Source organism: Vibrio superstes (assembly GCF_003569005.1).
Classification (GTDB): domain Bacteria; phylum Pseudomonadota; class Gammaproteobacteria; order Enterobacterales; family Vibrionaceae; genus Vibrio; species Vibrio superstes.
On record NZ_BCUR01000004.1, the window covers coordinates 1,708,801 to 1,728,472 of the forward strand.

At 45.6% G+C, this 19,672-nt stretch carries 16 protein-coding genes; 8 read left to right on the plus strand and 8 right to left on the minus strand.

Going from position 1 to position 19,672, the window contains the following annotated elements; genetic code table 11:
* Window positions 1-168: 168 nt before the first annotated feature.
* Window positions 169-1,170 (minus strand): zinc-binding alcohol dehydrogenase family protein, encoded by a 1,002-nt coding sequence (locus D5I41_RS15850; protein WP_119010620.1) that lies wholly within the window; start codon window positions 1,168-1,170, stop codon window positions 169-171.
* Between the two features lie 104 nt (window positions 1,171-1,274).
* On the opposite strand from D5I41_RS15850, the gene D5I41_RS15855 reads away from it, so the two are divergent.
* Entirely contained in the window at window positions 1,275-2,207 is a 933-nt protein-coding gene (locus tag D5I41_RS15855; RefSeq protein ID WP_119010621.1) for a LysR family transcriptional regulator, read from the plus strand.
* 119 nt (window positions 2,208-2,326) lie between these two features.
* Here the strand turns inward: D5I41_RS15855 and D5I41_RS15860 are convergent, their stop codons facing one another.
* From D5I41_RS15860 to D5I41_RS15870, 3 genes are all read right to left on the minus strand, one after another.
* Window positions 2,327-2,734 (minus strand): hypothetical protein, encoded by a 408-nt coding sequence (locus D5I41_RS15860; protein ID WP_119010622.1) that lies wholly within the window; start codon window positions 2,732-2,734, stop codon window positions 2,327-2,329.
* 585 nt (window positions 2,735-3,319) lie between these two features.
* Window positions 3,320-4,405: a 3-phosphoserine/phosphohydroxythreonine transaminase gene (serC, locus tag D5I41_RS15865; RefSeq protein WP_119010623.1), complete on the minus strand. Its 1,086-nt coding sequence runs from the start codon at window positions 4,403-4,405 to the stop codon at window positions 3,320-3,322.
* Between the two features lie 148 nt (window positions 4,406-4,553).
* On the minus strand, window positions 4,554-5,819 hold the full coding sequence (locus D5I41_RS15870; RefSeq protein ID WP_119010624.1) for a DUF945 family protein: 1,266 nt from the start codon (window positions 5,817-5,819) through the stop codon (window positions 4,554-4,556).
* Between the two features lie 164 nt (window positions 5,820-5,983).
* On the opposite strand from D5I41_RS15870, the gene D5I41_RS15875 reads away from it, so the two are divergent.
* The 3 genes from D5I41_RS15875 to D5I41_RS15885 all read left to right on the plus strand — a co-directional run bounded on the left by D5I41_RS15875 (window position 5,984) and on the right by D5I41_RS15885 (window position 9,150).
* Complete coding sequence (locus tag D5I41_RS15875; RefSeq protein WP_119010625.1) at window positions 5,984-7,891, plus strand: ATP-binding protein; 1,908 nt, start codon at window positions 5,984-5,986, stop codon at window positions 7,889-7,891.
* A gap of 15 nt (window positions 7,892-7,906) precedes the next feature.
* Window positions 7,907-8,404 carry a response regulator gene (locus tag D5I41_RS15880; protein WP_119010626.1) on the plus strand — a complete coding sequence of 166 codons (498 nt, stop codon included), beginning with the start codon at window positions 7,907-7,909 and terminating at the stop codon, window positions 8,402-8,404.
* A gap of 203 nt (window positions 8,405-8,607) precedes the next feature.
* A complete protein-coding gene (locus tag D5I41_RS15885; protein ID WP_119010627.1) occupies window positions 8,608-9,150 on the plus strand; it encodes a hypothetical protein in 543 nt (180 codons plus the stop codon).
* A 226-nt stretch (window positions 9,151-9,376) separates the two neighbouring features.
* On the opposite strand, the gene D5I41_RS15890 is transcribed toward D5I41_RS15885, so the two are convergent.
* The 3 genes from D5I41_RS15890 to D5I41_RS15900 form a co-directional block, all read right to left on the minus strand.
* Window positions 9,377-9,577, minus strand: coding sequence for a DUF4250 domain-containing protein (locus tag D5I41_RS15890; protein WP_017028485.1), 201 nt, complete (start codon window positions 9,575-9,577; stop codon window positions 9,377-9,379).
* 92 nt (window positions 9,578-9,669) lie between these two features.
* Window positions 9,670-10,362, minus strand: coding sequence for an HI_1241 family integral membrane domain (locus D5I41_RS15895; protein ID WP_119010628.1), 693 nt, complete (start codon window positions 10,360-10,362; stop codon window positions 9,670-9,672).
* 54 nt (window positions 10,363-10,416) lie between these two features.
* Window positions 10,417-11,607 carry a BamA/TamA family outer membrane protein gene (locus tag D5I41_RS15900; RefSeq protein ID WP_119010629.1) on the minus strand — a complete coding sequence of 397 codons (1,191 nt, stop codon included), beginning with the start codon at window positions 11,605-11,607 and terminating at the stop codon, window positions 10,417-10,419.
* A gap of 126 nt (window positions 11,608-11,733) precedes the next feature.
* On the opposite strand from D5I41_RS15900, the gene D5I41_RS15905 reads away from it, so the two are divergent.
* Window positions 11,734-14,049, plus strand: a complete 2,316-nt coding sequence (locus D5I41_RS15905; protein ID WP_119010630.1) for a YgiQ family radical SAM protein — start codon at window positions 11,734-11,736, stop codon at window positions 14,047-14,049.
* 128 nt (window positions 14,050-14,177) lie between these two features.
* Here the strand turns inward: D5I41_RS15905 and D5I41_RS15910 are convergent, their stop codons facing one another.
* Window positions 14,178-16,631, minus strand: a complete 2,454-nt coding sequence (locus D5I41_RS15910; protein ID WP_235868933.1) for an MMPL family transporter — start codon at window positions 16,629-16,631, stop codon at window positions 14,178-14,180.
* A 175-nt stretch (window positions 16,632-16,806) separates the two neighbouring features.
* Between D5I41_RS15910 and D5I41_RS15915 the strand changes: the two genes are divergently transcribed.
* The 3 genes from D5I41_RS15915 to D5I41_RS15925 are packed head-to-tail and all read left to right on the plus strand — an operon-like array spanning window position 16,807 to window position 19,643.
* Complete coding sequence (locus tag D5I41_RS15915) at window positions 16,807-17,595, plus strand: lipase family protein (RefSeq protein WP_162892849.1); 789 nt, start codon at window positions 16,807-16,809, stop codon at window positions 17,593-17,595.
* A gap of 60 nt (window positions 17,596-17,655) precedes the next feature.
* Window positions 17,656-18,936, plus strand: coding sequence for a DASH family cryptochrome (locus D5I41_RS15920; RefSeq protein ID WP_119010633.1), 1,281 nt, complete (start codon window positions 17,656-17,658; stop codon window positions 18,934-18,936).
* Entirely contained in the window at window positions 18,927-19,643 is a 717-nt protein-coding gene (locus tag D5I41_RS15925; RefSeq protein WP_119010634.1) for an SDR family NAD(P)-dependent oxidoreductase, read from the plus strand. The genes D5I41_RS15920 and D5I41_RS15925 overlap by 10 nt, the downstream gene beginning before the upstream one ends.
* Window positions 19,644-19,672 lie beyond the last annotated feature (29 nt).

Sequence of the window (19,672 nt, forward strand, 5' to 3'; positions counted from 1 at the left end):
GAACTTTTTGATAAGTCGTTATTCTACAATCAAAAATTCTAACGCCGTTATCGAGTGTTTTAACCAGCTAGGATGAGCAGTTATTTACTACGATTGGTATATCTTTGGACTCACCAACAAAAAGCCCCGTAACGTCAAAACGCCACGGGGCTTTTTATTGATCACTATTTAGTCGTTAAAGCCTTCCAAAACTATCTTTCCGCGTGCTTTTTGAGATTCTAAAAGCGCATGTGCTCGTTTCAGATTTGTCGCGTTGATCGCGCCAAAATGTTCTCCTAGAGTGGTTTTCACCTCTCCCAAGTCGATCATTGTTGCCACCCTTCCTAAGATCTCATGCTGTTTTTGCATGTCGTCGGTTTCAAACATCGAACGGGTATACATAAACTCCCAATGGAGGGACACACTTTTCGGTTTAAGCGCTCGAATGTCAAAAGATGAAGGGTCATCAATCAAACCAAATTGACCTTGCGGTTTAATGACCTTTATTACTTCAGCCATGTGTTGTTCGGTATTATTTAGACTCACCACATAATCGACACAATCATTCATCCCAAGTTGCTCACTCATGGATTGGTTGTGGTCAATAACTTGATCTGCACCCAGCTGTTTCAGCCACTCAACAGAGGCTGGACGAGATGCGGTTGCAATCACCTTCAAGTTAGTGAGCTTTTTCGCGAGCTGCACCATAATTGAACCAACCCCACCCGCAGCGCCAATGATAAGGATGCTTTGATTTGCTTCTGTATCAACTTTGAGGCGATCAAACAACATCTCCCATGCGGTTAAGGTAGTCAAAGGCAACGCTGCAGCCTGAGAAACGCTCACGGAAGTTGGAGCAAGACTGACAATGCGTTCATCCACTAATTGAAACTCAGCATTGGTACCTGAGCGCGTGAGATCTCCTGCATACCAAACAAGATCACCAACGTTAAACAAAGAAACTTGATCGCCTACCTCTTCGACAATACCTACGGCATCCCAACCGATCACTTTGTAGCCGGACTCTGGAGCCACATTAGCGCGTATTTTGGTGTCTACCGGATTGACCGAAATAGCCTGCACCTTAACCAGTAGATCCCTTCCTGCTGCATTGGGTTTATCCAGCATGATGTCCTGTAGTGACTCTTGATTGTCGATAGGTAGGTTTACTTGATATCCAACTGCCTTCATTGTCTGCTCTCCAGATTAATTCCGTTATATACAACCAGTTTAATTGACACGTTTAGTTTGAAAAACTAAGCTTCGCTCAAAACACTTTTTACAAAAAGTTAAAAATGAAATCACTGCATGATATTAAAGTCTTCCTTGAAACCGCTAAGCTCGGTAGCCTTTCCGCCGCTGCTCGAAGTTTAGACCAAACTCCAGCTGCCATTAGTCGCACCATTCAAAGATTAGAGACAGAATTACAGGTTCCCTTGTTTATCAGGTCGACTCGAAAACTAAGACTCTCACCTCAAGGCGAATTGTTCCTTCCTAGATGTCAGCAAGCCATGCTTATCTTTGAGCAAGGTGTCGATGAACTAACAGAGAAAAACCAAGAACTGGCGGGCAATATCAATCTGTCAATGCCCTCCGATACTGGCAGAGGCGTAATCATGCCACTCGTGGATGAATTTATTAACCGTCATCCTAAGGTATCTATTCACGTTCACCTATCGGATAGTTACGCCGATCTCTACGAGCAAAATGTCGATGTTGCCCTTAGAATTGGCGAGCCAGAAGAATCCAACATGATTGCCATCCCTTTGTATAAAGACAACTACAGGATACTTTGTGCCTCCCCTGAATACATCAAATCTCACCCAGAGATTCTGTATCCGGAAGATCTCACTGAGCATAACTGCCTATGCTTCGCTCTAAATCAAAAATTGCACAATCGTTGGCACTTTATTCATAGCAAGTCAGGACAACAGCAGGTAGTCAGAGTCAACGGCAATAGAAAAAGCAGTGATGGGAGCCTAGTTCGTCAATGGGCATTAAAGGGAAATGGTGTCGCCTACAAATCCAGATTGGATGTCTTGGAGGATATTCAGCAGGGTCGTCTTGTCAGCTTGGCCAACGAATGGCGCGGTGAGCATGCGCCTCTGTACATGATATTTACTGACCGAAGCCAATACAGCAATTTAGTGAAAGCATTGAAGCTCTTCTTACAAGAGCGCCTTGCCCAAACCGCGATGGATTTGAGCTTAGAGAACACATCCGGCTAGCACGATGTTTCATCGATTTAGTTGACACTCATGCTTTGACAACCTCCTCAACCTAAAAGCCCAGTGACATCAATCACTGGGCTCTCTACTAAATTTTCATGATACTGTTGTTGATGAGTTTAGAATTGGTAGCTCACACCTAAGCCTGCGCCAAATTTAAACTTCGTCTTGTGGTGAACCTGAAGCTCAGGACTAAACTGAGCCGTGAGGTTCCAGTTTGAGGCAAAACTCCAATCTAGACCAACAGGGAGGCGCATACCAAAATTGTCATTCCACTCATAGTAACCACCAACACCGACATACCAACCTAAAGGCGCACTGCTGGATAAACTTCCTCTAGCAAAATGATAATCAAGAGCCATACCGTCGTTGCCGGCAAATAGGTTGACCGTATTATCAAACTTAAGATTCATACCTAAGCCTTGGTCAATCCCCATACCTAATTTAACGGAAGCATTGGCTGACGAAGCAGCAAATCCCGCACTCAAAATCGTGGCAATAAATGTCAATGAAAGTCTGTTGGTCATATAGAAACCTTATAAAATCGTTTACACAAAACGCTGACAGTCTTTCACTTCTCGATATTCCGCGTATGACGCAGGTAAGTAATTAACTCTCAACAGGGATAACCGCTTTCAACCCAATCTCACAAGTGCTGAATTCGGTCGTTAACCAAGCGAGTTCCCTGTACTTTAAGTCAACGCAGAGGACTTTATAGAAGTCATTTAGTTAAGTAAATTTACGAATTTTTAATCACGAGTTAAGTATTGATTAACCATAGGCTGACAGAGATGATACGAAATGATGATTTCTTCACTATGAACCTGAGAGGTGAACTCAAAGATATAACCATTAATATTCAATAATTTAAATATCAAAGGAGGTGCCTAGTAGCCAAAACTGTTGACTAAATGAGGGGGAATTGAATTGTCCAGGATGAGAGTTGGAGCTGTGTACTCAGTTTCTGTCTGCTGACTCAATGGAAGCGCTTTATGGTAGCCAAACAGGTGTAACTAATTGCCAAAATAATCTGGCTACAAAAAAAAACCCACCTAACACGTTCGCCTAGATATAGGTTCGGTTAGCTGGGGTTTCTTGAAACAAGGGCGCAGTTAGCCTTTGTTTTGTGCTTCAAATTCACGCATGAATTCTACCAAGGCATCAACACCTTCTTCCGACATCGCATTGTAGATCGATGCTCGCATACCACCTACAGCCCTATGACCTTTTAGGGCAACCAAGCCTTTCGCTTCAGCTTGCTCCAAGAAAAGTCCGTCAAGCTCTGGCTTTGCTAGCTGGAAAGGTACATTCATCAATGAACGGTTATCGGGATGAACATTGTTGTTGTAGAAATCAGAGTCATCTATCGCCTTGTAAAGGGCTGAAGCTTTGTTGCGGTTACGTTTTTCCATTTCAGCGATACCGCCGATGGATTTCAGCCACTTAAATACTAAGCCTGAAAGATACCAAGCGTATGTTGGCGGTGTGTTGTACATAGACTCTTTCTCATCGAGCAGCTTGTAGCTCAACGTGCTCGGCAAGATGTCACTGGCTAGACCCAATAAATCATCTCTAACAATCACCAGTGTAATGCCCGCAGGACCGATGTTCTTCTGCGCTCCGGCATAGATAACACCAAACTTGCTCACATCAATCTGGCGAGACAAGATGGTCGATGACATATCCGCAACGATAGGTTTGTCAGTCATCGGTAGGTCATTGATCTCAATGCCATCAATGGTTTCATTTGGACAGTAGTGCACGTATGCGGCGTCATCATCGATAGGCCAAGATGCTGCAGGAGCAATCGCGGCCTTGCCATCACGTTCAGTTTTAGCGTCAACAACCTGAACCTCACAATACTTATTGGCTTCTGCAATAGCACTGTTTGCCCAGTAACCACCATCAACGTAACACGCCTTAGTAGACTGACCGAGAAGGTTCATCGGCACTGCAGAGAACTGAGCACGAGCCCCGCCCTGACAGAACAAGATCTTATAATTGCTTGGCACTTGAAGTAATTCGCGTAGGTCGCGCTCGGCAGCCTCCGCTACTGCAATAAACTCTTTACTGCGATGGCTAATTTCCATCACTGAGCGGCCCATACCGTTCCAGTCAACAAACTCTTTCTGAGCTAATTCCATCACGGCTTTTGGTAGGCCAGCAGGTCCGGCACTAAAGTTATAAATGGCGTCCATTTCGTTTACTTACTCCAAGTGATTCAATCAATGTTTTCAATGACTATACCCCAGCTTAAAACAAGATTTAAGTCTCATTTTGATATAAAAAAGCCATAGTTGGTATAAAGCACCAAACTATGGCTGTTTTTTCTGTAGGTATTTGGTTTTACTGCGCTTGTGGCATGAGCATTGGCAACAATAACGACATTACCGGTACTTCTTTGCCATTAGTGAACAGTATCTTTCCGTCTTTCAACTGCAATGCCATGCTGTAACCATCATCAGTCTGCGATGCGACTTCCATGATTAATAGTTCATCTAGGTTTTCTTGAATGAACGGGTAAGCCATCACCAAATCACTAGAAACAAACGCATTCATATCCCCTTGAAGCAGTTCGATAAGCTGTAGGAAATCTTTCGATGTGTTTGCCTCACCCGAAGGCAGGTTCATATTCCAGTTCGATTCAAAGCGACCTTCGTCCACATCAACGCTGAATTTATTCAAAGACATGAAGAAGCCCTTAGCCAGCAACTCATCCACTTTAGGCAGTGCTTTAGCGGTATCTTGCTCTGTCCAAACTGGGCTATTTTGGTACATTTCAGACAAATCCAAGAACGCAGACTTATCAAAGCCACCAGCAGTAAAGCTTAAGCTTAGGTTTTTAGCCTCACCATCATGGTTTTTAAACTCCTGCAGAGTCAGTTGATAATCCCCTTGCAGAGTTTGTGCTGTTTCGTCTTGACTGGTTTGGAATTGATAGCTCAAACCATCCATTTCAACTAGGTTAACACCCTCATTGTCGTTAACCATAAAGCTATCTAGAGAAAGGGTTTGCTCGCCCATCCAAAGCCCTTGTTCTACTTTACCGTCACCACTGCTTGCTAGACCGTCAAAGCGAATCATCGCGCCGTTTTGATAGTCAAACTCAAGAGAAGGCATAGTCAATTGATATTCAAGCTCGCCCAATACTGTCACAGAGCCTTCGATATCCAGTGCGCCCAACAGTGCTGTCATTGGCTCACTACCGGCAATGTCAAACTGCTGCGCTTTCAGGTTGGTAGAAAACTCAGTATTACCATTGAGTTGAGTCGTTGTGAGAAGCTTAAGCTCAGGCATTTGAGAATAGAAAGTCTCGCCGCTTAGGCTCAACATTCCATGATTAATATTGTGTACGAGCTCATACTGCGTCGGCCAGCCGTAGGCGTTGAGCTGAGCAACAGCTTGTGGGTCAACTACGGTGACTAGTGTCTTGGCGACAGAGCTAAGATAGCCTCTATCGTACTCTTCTAGTTCCACCTTGATGTCTTGGTTGTCAAAATTTTGAATACCGTCCGTCACTATGGTTTGTCCAATGTGACCTACGGCCAAAGGCCAGATACCGATAAGGGCTACTGCTCCGCCTACCGCGGCTATAGATTTTAATTGTCGCATATTCTTATAATTTCTGTGTTTGCACGTCTACTTTCTTTTATACAGATAAAATTGAGATAAATCAGTATTTTCTAGGATATTTTCGCTTTACTAGCATAAGTTTAACTGGCTCTCATTCGAGTGAGTGTAAAATTGTTACAGTGCAATAAAAAGATGGGTTGATTATGACTCAATATTGCGTTCTTTGTATCGAAGACGATCCAAACTCTCTATCAATACTGGAGCTTGCTCTCAAACCCTATGAGCGCAAGTTTAGACCTCTGTTCGCGAAAAACGTTCGTGAAGCGTATGCATGCCTTGAAGAAATGCGTGTTGAACGCCAAGAACTCGCAATGGTTATCGCGACGGAATCGCTGAACACTAGCGCTTCTCAGTTATTGGTTGAGCTTGAACCCCACTACCCAAACTGTCGCAAGATATTGACCTGTGATGCCAATCAATTAGAGAGTGTGATTACGGCAGTCAACGAAGGACGACTCGATCACTGCTTTACCCATCCGCTGCAGCTGGAAAATACTACTCAAATTATAAAGAAGGAGCTCACTGAATTTATCATTAATCAGCCTAAAATAGACTGGTTACCCTTTGGGTCGGTATTGGATAGTCAAAAAATCATCCGAGCCCATATAGATAAGCGTATCCACGCCTATCGCAGTGATTTTATCCGTGATTACCATTCTATAAGTGATGATGAGTTGTCGGAAAAGGTGTGTAACGCTCTAGAAGCCTTCTTTGCTAAAAGCGATGAGTCACGTGCTATTCGTCGATACTCTCCTTCTCACCTACTGACCAAAGAGGGAGAACCAAACCAATTTCTATGGTTTATTACCCAGGGAGAGGTAGCACTGTACAAGCAAGACGAACATGGCAAGCGACGTGAAGTGGTTCGACATGGCAAGGGGGGCATTATTGGCGGCATGTCATTTGTTACCGGAGAAAAGTCTTTTTCTACCGCACTGACCCTGAGCCAAACCCATGTAATCAAACTCAGCAAAACCACCTTTACAGAGGTCATGCATTCAAACAGTGCCCTGCTTCCCTTATTCACCAACTTGCTCTTGCGTCACTTCAATCGTCGATTGCAGCGTAGCATTCACACTAAACTGCGGTTGCAGCACACCTTCGAGTCCCTTGAAGCTGCACAAACCCAGCTGGTTGAAAATGAAAAGATGGTCGTCCTAGGGCAATTGGTGGCCGGTGTCGCCCATGAGCTCAACAACCCTATCGCTGCCATTTTGCGAAGCTCCGATACCTTAATTCACGAAATTAGCCAAGACACTGAAGACTTTGAACAGACCAGCAAGTTCCTCGGCAAGCAAGTGCTTGAGCGAGCATTGCGCTCTAACCCCATCTCGACCGCACAGCTTAGACAAAAATCCAAAGCTATCGTCAATAGAATGCAGACCAAACAGCAAGCTAAGATGGTGGTCAACATGGGTCTTGAAGAACAAGTCGATAGCATCTTAGCCCATCAAGACATCGATAAAATCTTGGCGCAACTCGAGCACTATTACACCGCTGGCACCACTTTGCGGTCGATAAACGTTTGCTCACAACGCATTGCCGACATGGTGAAAAGCCTAAAGAGCTATGCGCGCTCAGATGAAGAATCAACACAAAAAGTCGATATACACGAAGGTATTGAAGATACGTTGGTCATCTTTGAAAACCGATTGAAAAACATCAACGTGGAGCGAGATTACCACTCAATCGCCCCCACATTTTGCCGGCCCATTGCACTGCAACAAGTATGGACGAACCTAATTTCCAACGCCCTAGATGCAATGGATAATAATGGGAAACTGAGTATTCACACTGTATTAGATGCAGACAAACAAGAAATAGAGATCGTATTTCAAGACAATGGGTCTGGCATTGAACCAGAACAGCTCGAGAGCATTTTTGAGCTTAACTTTACCACCAAGAAACAAGGTGACTTTGGCTTAGGCATAGGGTTGTCCGTGTGCCAGCAAATAGTCCACCAGCACCAAGGCAGCATCTCCGTAGCATCAACCATCGGGGAAGGAACGCAGATGATTGTTCGTCTGCCGTTTATACCGCAATCAACGTGAACAATGAGGAAATGGATGAACAAGCTATTAATTTTGTGTGTCGATGATGAGAGAGACGTCTTAGAAAGTGTGGTTCGTGACCTTAAATCGTTTGCAGAGTTCTGCGAGATCGAAGCGGCCGAATCTGTCTCGGAGGCACGTGAAGTCATTGCTGAGTATCAAGTAGAAGGTACCCCTTTAGCGATGATCTTGTGCGATCACATCATGCCAGAAGAAACGGGGGTCGATTTTCTTATTGAGCTGCATCAAAACGTTGCCACCAAAGCCTGTAAAAAGTTACTTCTCACTGGGCAGGCCGACCTCAATGACACCGTTAATGCCGTCAACCACCACTGTCTAGATTTCTATATTGCTAAGCCCTGGAAAAAAGAAGAGCTTATTGACATCGTTACTGAGCACCTAACGCGCTATGTAATAGAGACTGCGGAAGAGCCGATGCAATGGGCTCGTTTCTTAGATACCGTCAAAATATTACAGTCGGTTTCGGAAAAACGCACCCAATTTGGTGAATAAACGTGCGAATGCGCTAGCTTTGTGAAAATTGACAGAAATTTAGCGTATATAACCCTCTGTTTTAGTGGAGGTAATAGTCTGGTTCCATTAATATGGTCAGCATTATAAAAGGCCAATCATTCACATAGTGCATGATGACTATGAGAGTTTACTCTCTTAGAGCCAAGGACTAACAATTTCCACTAAGTAGGTTATCAATAATTATGCGTAAATTAGCCTGTGCTGCACTTGCTGTAGCAGCGACTTTTTCTGGCGCCACCTTTGCAAACAGCCCTGCTGTTATGAGCAACTTTAATTACGACTACTTTGAAGCGCGCATCGGTATGGCTCCTCTGACTTTCGGTGCCGGCTTTAGTAAAGCTATTCACCCTAACGCGCACTTTGTAGCAACCATCGACTCTGAGTTTGAGAGTGATTACAACCTTCGTACCGGCCTGGGGTTCCATGCTCCTGTGACGAACTGGGCTGACATCACTGGCCAAATGTTATTGCGCGTTGTCGATGATAAGAAAACATTCGACAATGACCTAGGCATGGAAGTGAACCTAGGTTGGCGTCAATGGTTAGGTCCACAATTTGAGCTAGGTGGTAACGTAGGTTACGTGACTATCGACAGCAACGACGACTGGATTGGTAGCGTTTATGGTCGTTTCCACGCCACTGAGCTTTTCTCTCTAGGCTTGGAAGGCAAGATCAATGACTTCTACGGTGATCAGTTTATGCTGACCACACGCTTTGTATTCTAAAGCGCTCTAATACAAAAAATGGCTACCCTAGGGTAGCCATTTTTATAGGTATTGTTTTATACCAATCACAGTAAGTAAGAGGTCAGAAATAGCGTAGGAAAAACGCTGGATAACAAGGCAGAACTTTTTGATAAGTAGTTATTCTACAATCAAAAATTCTAACGCCGTTATCGAATGTTTTAACAAGCTAGGATGACCAGTTATTTACTACGATTGGTATTAGTTTCTAGAACTCGTGAGATTTAAACTGATTAGTCAGTGGGTCATATTGATAGCCCACACCGCTTAGCTTGTCTGCCAAGCTGTTTGCGTCAATTTCGTACATACTCGCTAACTCTTCAATGCTATCGCACTCTAAGCGCAGCTTCTCGTTAACGATACTCAGCAGGATATTACTGTCCCAGCGTTTGATGTTACTTAGATCCATGTGTCACCTCTCAGACGAACTGCTCCCAAAAACCTCTCCTACAAGATTAGTTGCAAACCGGCCGTTTGACAGTGATCAATGGCAAAATTTCGTCAAAACAAAGGAAGTAGCAGATAGCTACCACTAATCCCCAATGCACTCGCCACCAAGACTTGATACTGATTGACGGTCGATGAGCGAAATAGATGCCAACTCCACACAAGAATAGCAGTGAGTAATAGCGGGAAGGCAAAACTAATCACCGATATCACAACCTCGCTTTGCTCACTCCAAGCCCAGTGCGCCTGAACCAATACCGAAAGTACGAGCAGCATGGCCGAAGCAATACCCGTAACAGGTAACAGAGTATGAAAAGCTTGAAGGCGGGTTTTCGCTTTGATCATAAGAAGATGACCTAAAGCTGCGCCTAAGAAGATCACCTCACCCATTGCAATACTCAATGAGCCAAGGACAAATCTAGGCTCACTATTCACGATGGATAATATCCAGAATAGGCACGCTGATACAGCAGCCAGTATCAATAGAAATAACGGACCACTGTCTCGCGTTTTACCTGTTTTAGTTTGAACGGAGAAGTACACAACAAGCGCTGCTGGGACAATAAACGCTGGCATAGCGCCGCCGCCAACAAAGAATAAACAGGCAATAATAGGCAGTTGCTTGTGTAAGCGACCTCTTTGTCCCGGGCAAATCTCACCCTTAGTTAAGGCCAGAATCAAAATCGCTAAGGCGCCAATGGCCATAGGCAAGAAGATATGTATCGATAGCTGAGCGTAGGTGTCCATAGTGTCATCAATCAAAAACAATGAGGAGAAGTAGTGTAACCTCCCCTAGCGTGATTACAATCCCGTGCCAACATTAAAATAGAACGCACTGTCTTCTTCACTAAAGCCAAAATCCATTCCCATATGAACGCCATAGCGTCTGGCAATCAGATAGCGAAAGCCCGTGCCGTAAGCCCACTTCATGTCGTCAAACATAGCCGATGCCCCTTCATTAGAACGGCCAACGCCACTGTTGCCCCCAACGCCGCCAAACACAGATACACTCCAGCGTGGAGTAAACTGCCACATGACCTGTGTTTGATAAGAGCTGGTGTAGTTACCTTGATAGCGGTTCACGGGGATACCTCTGAGGGAAATATCAGGATACGCAAGGGGTGGCAAGGTAGTCTCATCCGTTGTCAGTGAGTTGTATTCCACGGCAAACGCCAGAGTCCAATTGTTCGCTATTGGTACATACGCGGTACTTGAGGCTAAAAAGGTCTCGTAGTCATTATCACTGCCGATACCTTCTCTATACCAAAGATATTCTGCAATAAAGTCCCAGCCTTCAGTGGGATAAAAGAAGCTATTTTTTGCGTCGTATTCAAGGTTAAACCCTAAGCCAGAAGAGCGTGTTTCTGCCAGCGTATAACTATCTGAGCCAATTCCTGAATTATTCTTGAGCCTTACCTCACTATCGGCGTAGAACTGCTGTATACCCAAAAACAATTTAGTGTCTGCCACCCTAAACTGCAGTTTTTGCATTCCGCCATAACCTTCCGTTTCAAGCTCAACCCCGACATCTTGCAATGGACCCCCACTATTAGAGAAAGGATAGAACTCCATAATTGCCGTACCAAAGCCGACTCCCCCCATGTAGCGAATAGAGTCCTGTTTCCACACTCGTCTATGACCTAACAGTGCAAACCAAGTTCCATTTTCGGTAGCTGCTCCACCTGCAACAGTGACAGCAGGAGGAATAAGTTGCGCGCCACCATCGATGGACTCCATCGCGAGTTTGCGACGTTTTTCTTTTTGCTCTTCCGTTTCGTGCAAAAACATACCTATCACGCCGAAGCCATAGCCCACCGCAGGTTCGGTTATAATTACTGGGATAGGCAGAAATCCGTAGGCGTTCTCAGCAAGATATTCGCCCATATCAAACATACCGTCGACCGGATCCGTGAAACTGACTGCATGAGCAGTATTGAAAACAGAGCCAGTGAGCGCCAATAGATAAGAGAGTTGACGAATAGGCTTACACATAAAAGGGACTCTTATATATATGAAATTTAAAGACTATTTACTGAGTATATATAAAATTCTGGCTTCTGCTAGCTAACCTTAAAACTAATCGCTATAATGCACCGCTTGCTCAAAAGAGGTCAAAAAATGCACAACACTATTACTCCAATCCACCAATACAAAAAATATTGGGCTGAGTGTTTCGGAACCGCACCATTCTTGCCAACCAGTCGCAAAGAAATGGACGCTCTAGGTTGGGACAGTTGTGACATTATTATCGTCACTGGCGATGCCTATGTGGACCATCCAAGCTTTGGTATGGCTATCATTGGGCGACTTCTAGAAGCTCAAGGCTTTCGTGTTGGTATCATCGCGCAGCCACGATGGAACAACAAAGACGACTTCATGACGCTGGGTAAACCAAACCTATTCTTTGGCATTACCGCTGGTAATATGGACTCAATGATCAACCGCTACACTGCGGATAGAAAATTGCGTCACGATGATGCCTATACCCCGAATAATGAAGGCGGTAAACGCCCTGATCGTGCGACCTTAGTGTATTCTCAGCGCTGTCGTGAAGCCTTCAAAGGCACACCTATTGTTCTTGGTGGTATTGAGGCGAGTCTTCGTCGTATCGCGCACTATGACTACTGGTCAGATAAAGTACGTCGCTCAGTCATCTTCGATGCAAAGGCAGATTTACTTCTTTTTGGAAACGCTGAACGTGCGCTTATCGAGGTGGCACATCGCCTTTCTGACGGTGAAGACATTGCACAAATGACCAACATTCGTGGCACAGCGGTAAACTTAGCGCAGGCGCCAGAGCAGTTTAAGATCATCGATTCATCACGCATAGAAAAACCAGGCAAAGCCTTCGTACCGACTAACCCTTACGAAGTCGAAACCAACTGCAGTGATAAAACCTCAGAGCAAACCGAAGTTAAGGCTGAACCTGTAGTGGTTCGCCCTAGCCGCCATGACTCGGAAACCACCGCCATTCGCATACCTGCGTATGAAAAGCTGCATAACGACAGAATCTTATATGCCCACGCAAGTCGTGTGATGCATCTCGAAACCAACCCTCACTCTGGCCGAGCGCTAATACAGCGTCATGGCGATCGTGAGCTATGGGTAAACCAACCGCCAATTCCTCTGACAACAGCAGAGATGGACTATGTGTTCGGTCTACCGTTTGCGCGTGTACCCCACCCTATGTATGGCAAGGCAAAGATCCCTGCTTACGACATGATCAAAACCTCGGTTAACATCATGCGTGGCTGTTTTGGTGGTTGTTCGTTCTGTTCTATTACAGAGCATGAAGGGCGCATTATTCAAAACCGCTCTCAAGAGTCGATCCTTAACGAACTCGAAGAGATCAGAGACAAGGTGCCTGGATTTACTGGCACTATATCCGATCTTGGTGGCCCAACGGCTAATATGTACCGCCTTGGCTGTAGCATTCCTAAGGCCGAAGCGACGTGTCGTCGTCCATCTTGTGTATTCCCAGGCATTTGTAACAAGCTAAACACAGACCATAAGCATACTATTGATCTCTACCGCGCTGCCCGTAAGGTGCCAGGTGTGAAAAAGGTGATGATAGCTTCTGGTGTGCGTTACGATCTCGCCATTGAGTCTCCAGAATACGTCAAAGAGTTGGTGACTCACCACGTTGGCGGATACCTGAAGATCGCTCCAGAGCACACAGAAAAAGGTCCTCTAGACAAAATGATGAAGCCGGGCATGGGCACCTATGACCGCTTCAAAGAAATGTTTGAGAAGTACAGCAAAGAAGCAGGTAAAAAACAGTATCTGATCCCTTATTTCATCTCTGCCCACCCTGGTACAGAAGATGAGGATATGGTGAACCTTGCGCAATGGCTAAAATCAAACAGCTACGAATGCGATCAGGTTCAGAACTTTTATCCTTCACCTATGTGTAACGCCACAGCAATGTACTACTCAGAGACCAACCCTCTGAAACGCGTTAAATATAAACAGCGTGAAGATGTACCGGTTGCTAAGGGTGAGCGTCAGCGCCGCCTGCACAAAGCATTGCTTCGTTATCACGATCCAGCCAACTGGCCAATGATCCGGGAAGCGCTGATCAGCATGGGCAAAAAACACCTCATTGGTGACAAGCCAAACTGCTTGGTTCCAGAAGAAGATCTCGATAAACAAACGCCAGCACAGCGCCGTAAGTCCGGACGCCACGGCGCACACCGCTTTGCAACCAAGCACACCGACAGCCAGCCAGACATTCGCAAGCCAAATCAAAGAGGCAAAGCGAAGCCAGGACAAAGCCGAAACGGGAATAGTACGCAGGGTAATGCAGGCCAAGGTAACAATGCTAAGGGAAGTAATACCCAAGGCAAGGCCGGTGCAAACAATAAGGGCGGTCAACAAAACCGACCACATGCAGGTAAACCGAAGGCAGGTAAGAAACCTAGCCGTCAGAGGTAAATCCCACCCCTATAGCTGTCAGATTCAAGCTTCAAGACTATAGCTTTCACTCTGATATGACCCCGTGTCTACTTTTACGGGGTCATATCACTGCTGTCAGCTTGAAGCTTGTGGCTGATAGCTTGTACCTACCCCCTAGACTCAAACCTATGTAAGAACGCAGGCAGAATCAGCAGACTAAAGCAGAGTATTGCACTTAGCGCTATAGTCAGCAAAAACCCAATCGAGTACATCCCCTGATGTTCAGCCAAGGTCAATGCGCCAAAGGTGGCGATGGTGGTCAAGCAGCTGATCAAGGTTGCTTTCGGCGTTGATGACGAGAAGAATCGTGTAATCGTCTGCTCGTGCCTAAACCGCTTCACAATATGAATACCATTATCCACACCAAGACCAAAGATCAGCGGTATAACAATGATGTTGGCCATATTCAGCGACTGACCAAACCAATGCGCTAACGCAAGTGTGGTCGTCGTGGTTAGCAGTAACGGAATAAAGATAAACAAGATATCCAGCTTATAACGTACGCTGAATATCAAGATAAGCGTAATGGCAACAATCGATATCGCGATTGCGGTGTAAAACGCCTTCACAATAATCTGCCCCACTTGTTGCTCGGCAACAGCGCGACCGGTCGCTAACGGCGCCACTCGCTGCACTGTCTCAATAAACACATTCACCTGCGCCACATCTCGCATATCACCCGACGGAGTCACTGACACCAGCCATTGCCCATCATCGGCAATATACTTATGGGCAATTTCAGCCGGTAACATATCAACCTTAGGATCGACAATTGCTGAGTCTTGAGACGCTAACGCCTGCATTAAAGGCTGAATCTTGGCCGTTAAATGCTGCTGCAAGGCTTGCTCATCGCTATTCGTTTCTGACGCTTGACTCAAATTCAGTAGTTGCTGGTACTTTTTCGAAAACTCTGACCAGGTCATCATCGTCGGACGTTTCGCTTCAGGAGTCGCCGATTCCTGTAACTCATTCACTCGCTGCGAAAAATCCTGAGGTAAAAATGAGTTGGCACTGATGGTAGCCGCAACCTCTGGGCTATCTTGCAGCTGACTCTCCCAGTCCATTGCTTGCTGGCGATCTTTAGCCACTGCGAATAACTGATAACTAGAGCCAAGCTTATTGTCTTGCAGCCATTGTAGCGCCTCTACTGACTCAGAGTTTTTGTTCTTTAACACTAAGGTAGAGAAATCAAACTGAAACTGCATTGCCCCGTAACCCGTCGCAACCGCGCCAACCAAGGTCATTAAGATGATCTTTCTATGTTGAGCAACAATAAACTCGCTGAGTTTTAATGCCACCTTTGAACGCTTGGCATTGCTTCTCTTCACCTTTGGATAGCCAAAGAACTGAAAGAAAAGAGGGATAACTAGGAAGGTGGCAACAAGCGCTAATATCATGCCTGCTGCTGAAATGACTCCAAGCTCACCAAGTCCGTTATAAGCCGTCGGATAGAAGCTCAAAAAACCGATGGCGGATGATAAGGCACATAGACCTAGTGGTGAGATACAGTGCTGAACAGAGAGCGCTAAACTTTCGCGGTTATCGTGACCCTTTAATCTTTGTTCATATACATGCAAGCTAAGGTGAACGGCAAAATCCACGCCCAAGCCAATAAAAATAACCATAAACACAATGGAGATGGTATTAAACGAGCCCACCAGCAATAGACCAGCTGCAAAGGTCCAAACCAAGCCAACGATTACTGCAAGGTAGCTCGCAACGATAATCCTTAAAGAGCGAATACCCACCGCAAGAATGAGTATTAAACTGATTAGTGATACCGTCCCCGCAAGCGCAACGCTATCGTTCGCATCTTGAATCTCATCATAATCTAACGCCGTTTGCCCGGTCACTCGCACCATCACATCCGCAGGCATACCCACACTGGCAATCACTTCACGAACCGTATTCATGATGAGTTTATTCGGTTCAGTTTCAGAATAATCAGGAACGGCAGTTAAGCTGATCACATAGCCATTGGGTACAGAGACATCTGAAAATAATAGGCTTTGCCAATCAACATCTTTATCTTGCATCGCCTCGAGTAGCGGCTGAATCAAGGTGTTAATTTCTTCGGGAGAGCGCTCGCTTGCAGAGAGTTTCTCATCCAACGCACCAAGATAAGGCTGTAAGCTATTCATTTGAGTGGAGAGCATGACCTCAGGCAACAGCAGTGCAACCTTGTCCCTAAGGGATTGGTATTCGTTGTCACTTAGAAAGCCTATAGCGTATTGCTCAAACCACTGCAAGGTAGAAGGCGCGAACACATCAGCAAACAGCTGACGCTTTTTGAATGCCTGTGCCAATTTCTCGGTTGCTATCTTAGCTTGCTCGCCATCTTTTGAAGATACGGCGATGATGATGTTCCCAGAGTCAGGGAATACCGCCTCTACCGCATCAAGATTGTCACGCCACTCCCCTTTTTGTTCCACTAGGTCACTGAGATCCGCATTCATTGAAAAATGAGTCGACCCATAATAGCCAGCAACCATAGTAACCATCACAAGAAATAGAAGAAGGGTCTTTGGGAAACGAATAATAGTGTCAGTGAAACGTTGCACAGTAGGTGCCTCAACAAAGCGACGGTCGAAAAAAGTAGGCAAATTATTGAACAAGAGTCTGTTATAAGCAATCTATACAGCGAGTTATCGGTAATTCATCGCTCAGACGGTCACATAATCGTCATTTTTCCGCGACACAATAGGCTTTTGATCCAAAGATTGTTCGGTTTAGTCATTGAAAAGCCTCAAACGATATCAATACGAACGCTACGCTGTGCTCTGTCGGTTAGCCTATCCTCGTGTATTCAAACAAACCGCCTTTGGATTCGACCCCAATGGTCAACGCATTATTCGCAATGCCCAAGGCAATATCATGATGCGGGTCCTTTGGAACAAGCAACGTGAAGAAGTGGTACTGGTGATTAAGGGCTCTCACAGTGTCAAAGACTGGCTGCTAAATCTCGGTTTCTGGCACAAGAGCTGCAAAAATTTTGGGCTTGATTACTCCATCCACGCTGGCTTTCACTATCTGCTGTCTCAAGAAAGCCCTCCTTCTCACAGAGATGACCAGCTTGGATTGTCAGTATTTGAGCGTGTTTTGGCCATCATTGAGCCACGTCTTAAACATGGATATCGTCTCGTTATCACAGGTCACTCCTCAGGAGGTGCAATCGGGAGTGTCATTGGGGATTATGTTGAACATCATTACCCAAAAGCGATCAAGCGCATCGTTACCTTTGGTCAGCCTGCGGTGGGTTGCTGGCGCTTTAAAAAGCATTACCGACTCGCACACAAAACCTATCGCGTCTGCTGCGACCTAGACATAGTGACCTTTATGCCCTTAATTCCCCTTGCTTATTGGCATGTGGGAAAACTCCTTTGGCTGTACAACGGGCGCATCTATGAAAATACGCCTACCTTCATTCGCTTAGGGCGCTCTCTAATAAGTTGGCTCATTCGTCCTTTCTCTTATCACTTAATGAGCAAATACATCCGTAACAAGGATTTCTTTGACGAGCATTAGATCGCTCTCACCCACATCTACGTAATAACATTCACTAGGAAAGCAGTGGGTGAGAGCAGAATGAATGATAAAAAACGAGGGTTAATATGGTTTGGCAACGATTGCCGAATCAGCGACAACAATCTCCTCATTAGAGCCCATCATGAGGTAGATGAGTTGATTTTCGTTTATCTACCCTACTCTAAACTTACCAACTCGGAAGATGTTCACCGTCCTTTTGTTAAGTCAGAACACCTCGAGAATTTTGAACTCGAATCATTGAGTAACTTAGCTACATCTCTCGGTAGGCACGGTCACAGACTATATACACCACATGATTTCTCCCACCTGTGCCAGATCATCGATACACTGCAAGTCAACACTCTATATCGAGCGTTTCACCCTGGCATGTACGAACAAGAAGCGGAAAAAGCCATTGCTCAGACATTTCCACAGCTGACTGTTTGCAGTGCCTATACAGGGTCTTTATTTCACCATAGCCAACTTCCATTTACGCCTGAGGCGTACCCTGCAACCTTCACCCAATTTAGAAAGCGCGTAGAACATCTCACTATTGTCAAACCTCTTCAGGAACCTGCAAGGTTACCAGAACCCATTGTTATTGATTGCAATGCCATAGAGCCTATCCTCACGACAGAAGAAGCATATGGCAGCTTTGTTGGCGGTGAGAAGGCTGGACACAATCACCTATCTCAATACTTTTCGTCACAGCTCCCGCACAGTTATAAGCTGGTCAGGAACCAACTAGATGGTTGGGACAACTCGACAAAATTCTCCCCATGGCTGGCTTCAGGCAATCTTTCAGCACGACAAGTTTGGCATAACGTGATTCAATTTGAGCGCGAGCACGGCGCTAATGATTCAAGTTACTGGATTAAATTTGAACTGCTTTGGAGAGAGTTTTTCCATTGGTACAGTGCATGGCATCAAGAGAAGCTGTTTCACTCTGGAGGCATACGCAAAGAGCCTCAGCTTTGGGATGATGATGCGGCGACACTGGAGGCGTGGGTCAATGGCGAGACCGGCTTCGATATCGTTGATGCCTGCATGAGGCAGCTGAAGAACACTGGGTTTATGTCAAATAGAGGCAGGCAGTTGGTCGCCAGCTGTTTGATACACGAGCTTGGTTTGGACTGGAGGCTCGGTGCACTGTATTTCGAACACAACTTAATTGACTATGACGTTGGCTCAAACTGGGGAAATTGGCAGTACATCGCAGGTGTGGGGGCCGATTCCAAACCAGTCAGGCGCTTCGACCTTGATAAGCAAACCCAGATGTATGACCCTTCAAGAGCCTTCATCAATCGTTGGCTAAATAAAGAGTGGCAAAAATGCGGATAATGATTGTGGGTGCAGGCGGCGGTATCGGTTCGGCCCTCCTTGAAAAATGCATGGAGGCCTACCCCTTCGCCACCTTTGAGGCGACATATCTGAGTAATAAGCCTGAGTTCGAGGCTGAACGGGTCTCATGGCATCGCCTTGATGTCACAGACGAAAGGCAGGTTGAAGAGCTGAGCCATCAGTTTTCCCAGATGGACTGGATCGTCAACTGCGTTGGGTTACTTCATTGCCAGCACCACGGTCCTGAAAAAAGCATCAAACATCTCGATGCAGACTTTTTTATTGAAAATTTTCGCCGCAACACCTTACCAACGCTACTTCTTGCCAAGTACTTTCAAGACAAGCTTATCTCTAGCAACCAAACTGACGTCGCAAAATTTGTCACTTTGTCCGCTCGCGTGGGCAGTATAGAAGACAACCGACTGGGTGGGTGGTACAGCTACCGCGCTTCAAAGAGTGCCCTGAATATGGCACTTAAGAACCTGCGCAACGAATGGCAGCGCTGTCATAAGCCTATCGCAGTATTGGCACTGCACCCCGGTACCACAGATACTCAATTGTCCGAACCTTTTCAAAGAAACCTACCTGAGGGTCAACTAATGACCCCAATGCAAACTGCACATTTTCTACTTGAGCAGATAGATGCTTTAGATGCTGAATCTTCAGGGACGTTTAAGGATTATGCGGGAGAGACTATTCCGTGGTAATTCAGGCAACGAGCTTCGGTAACCCCTGA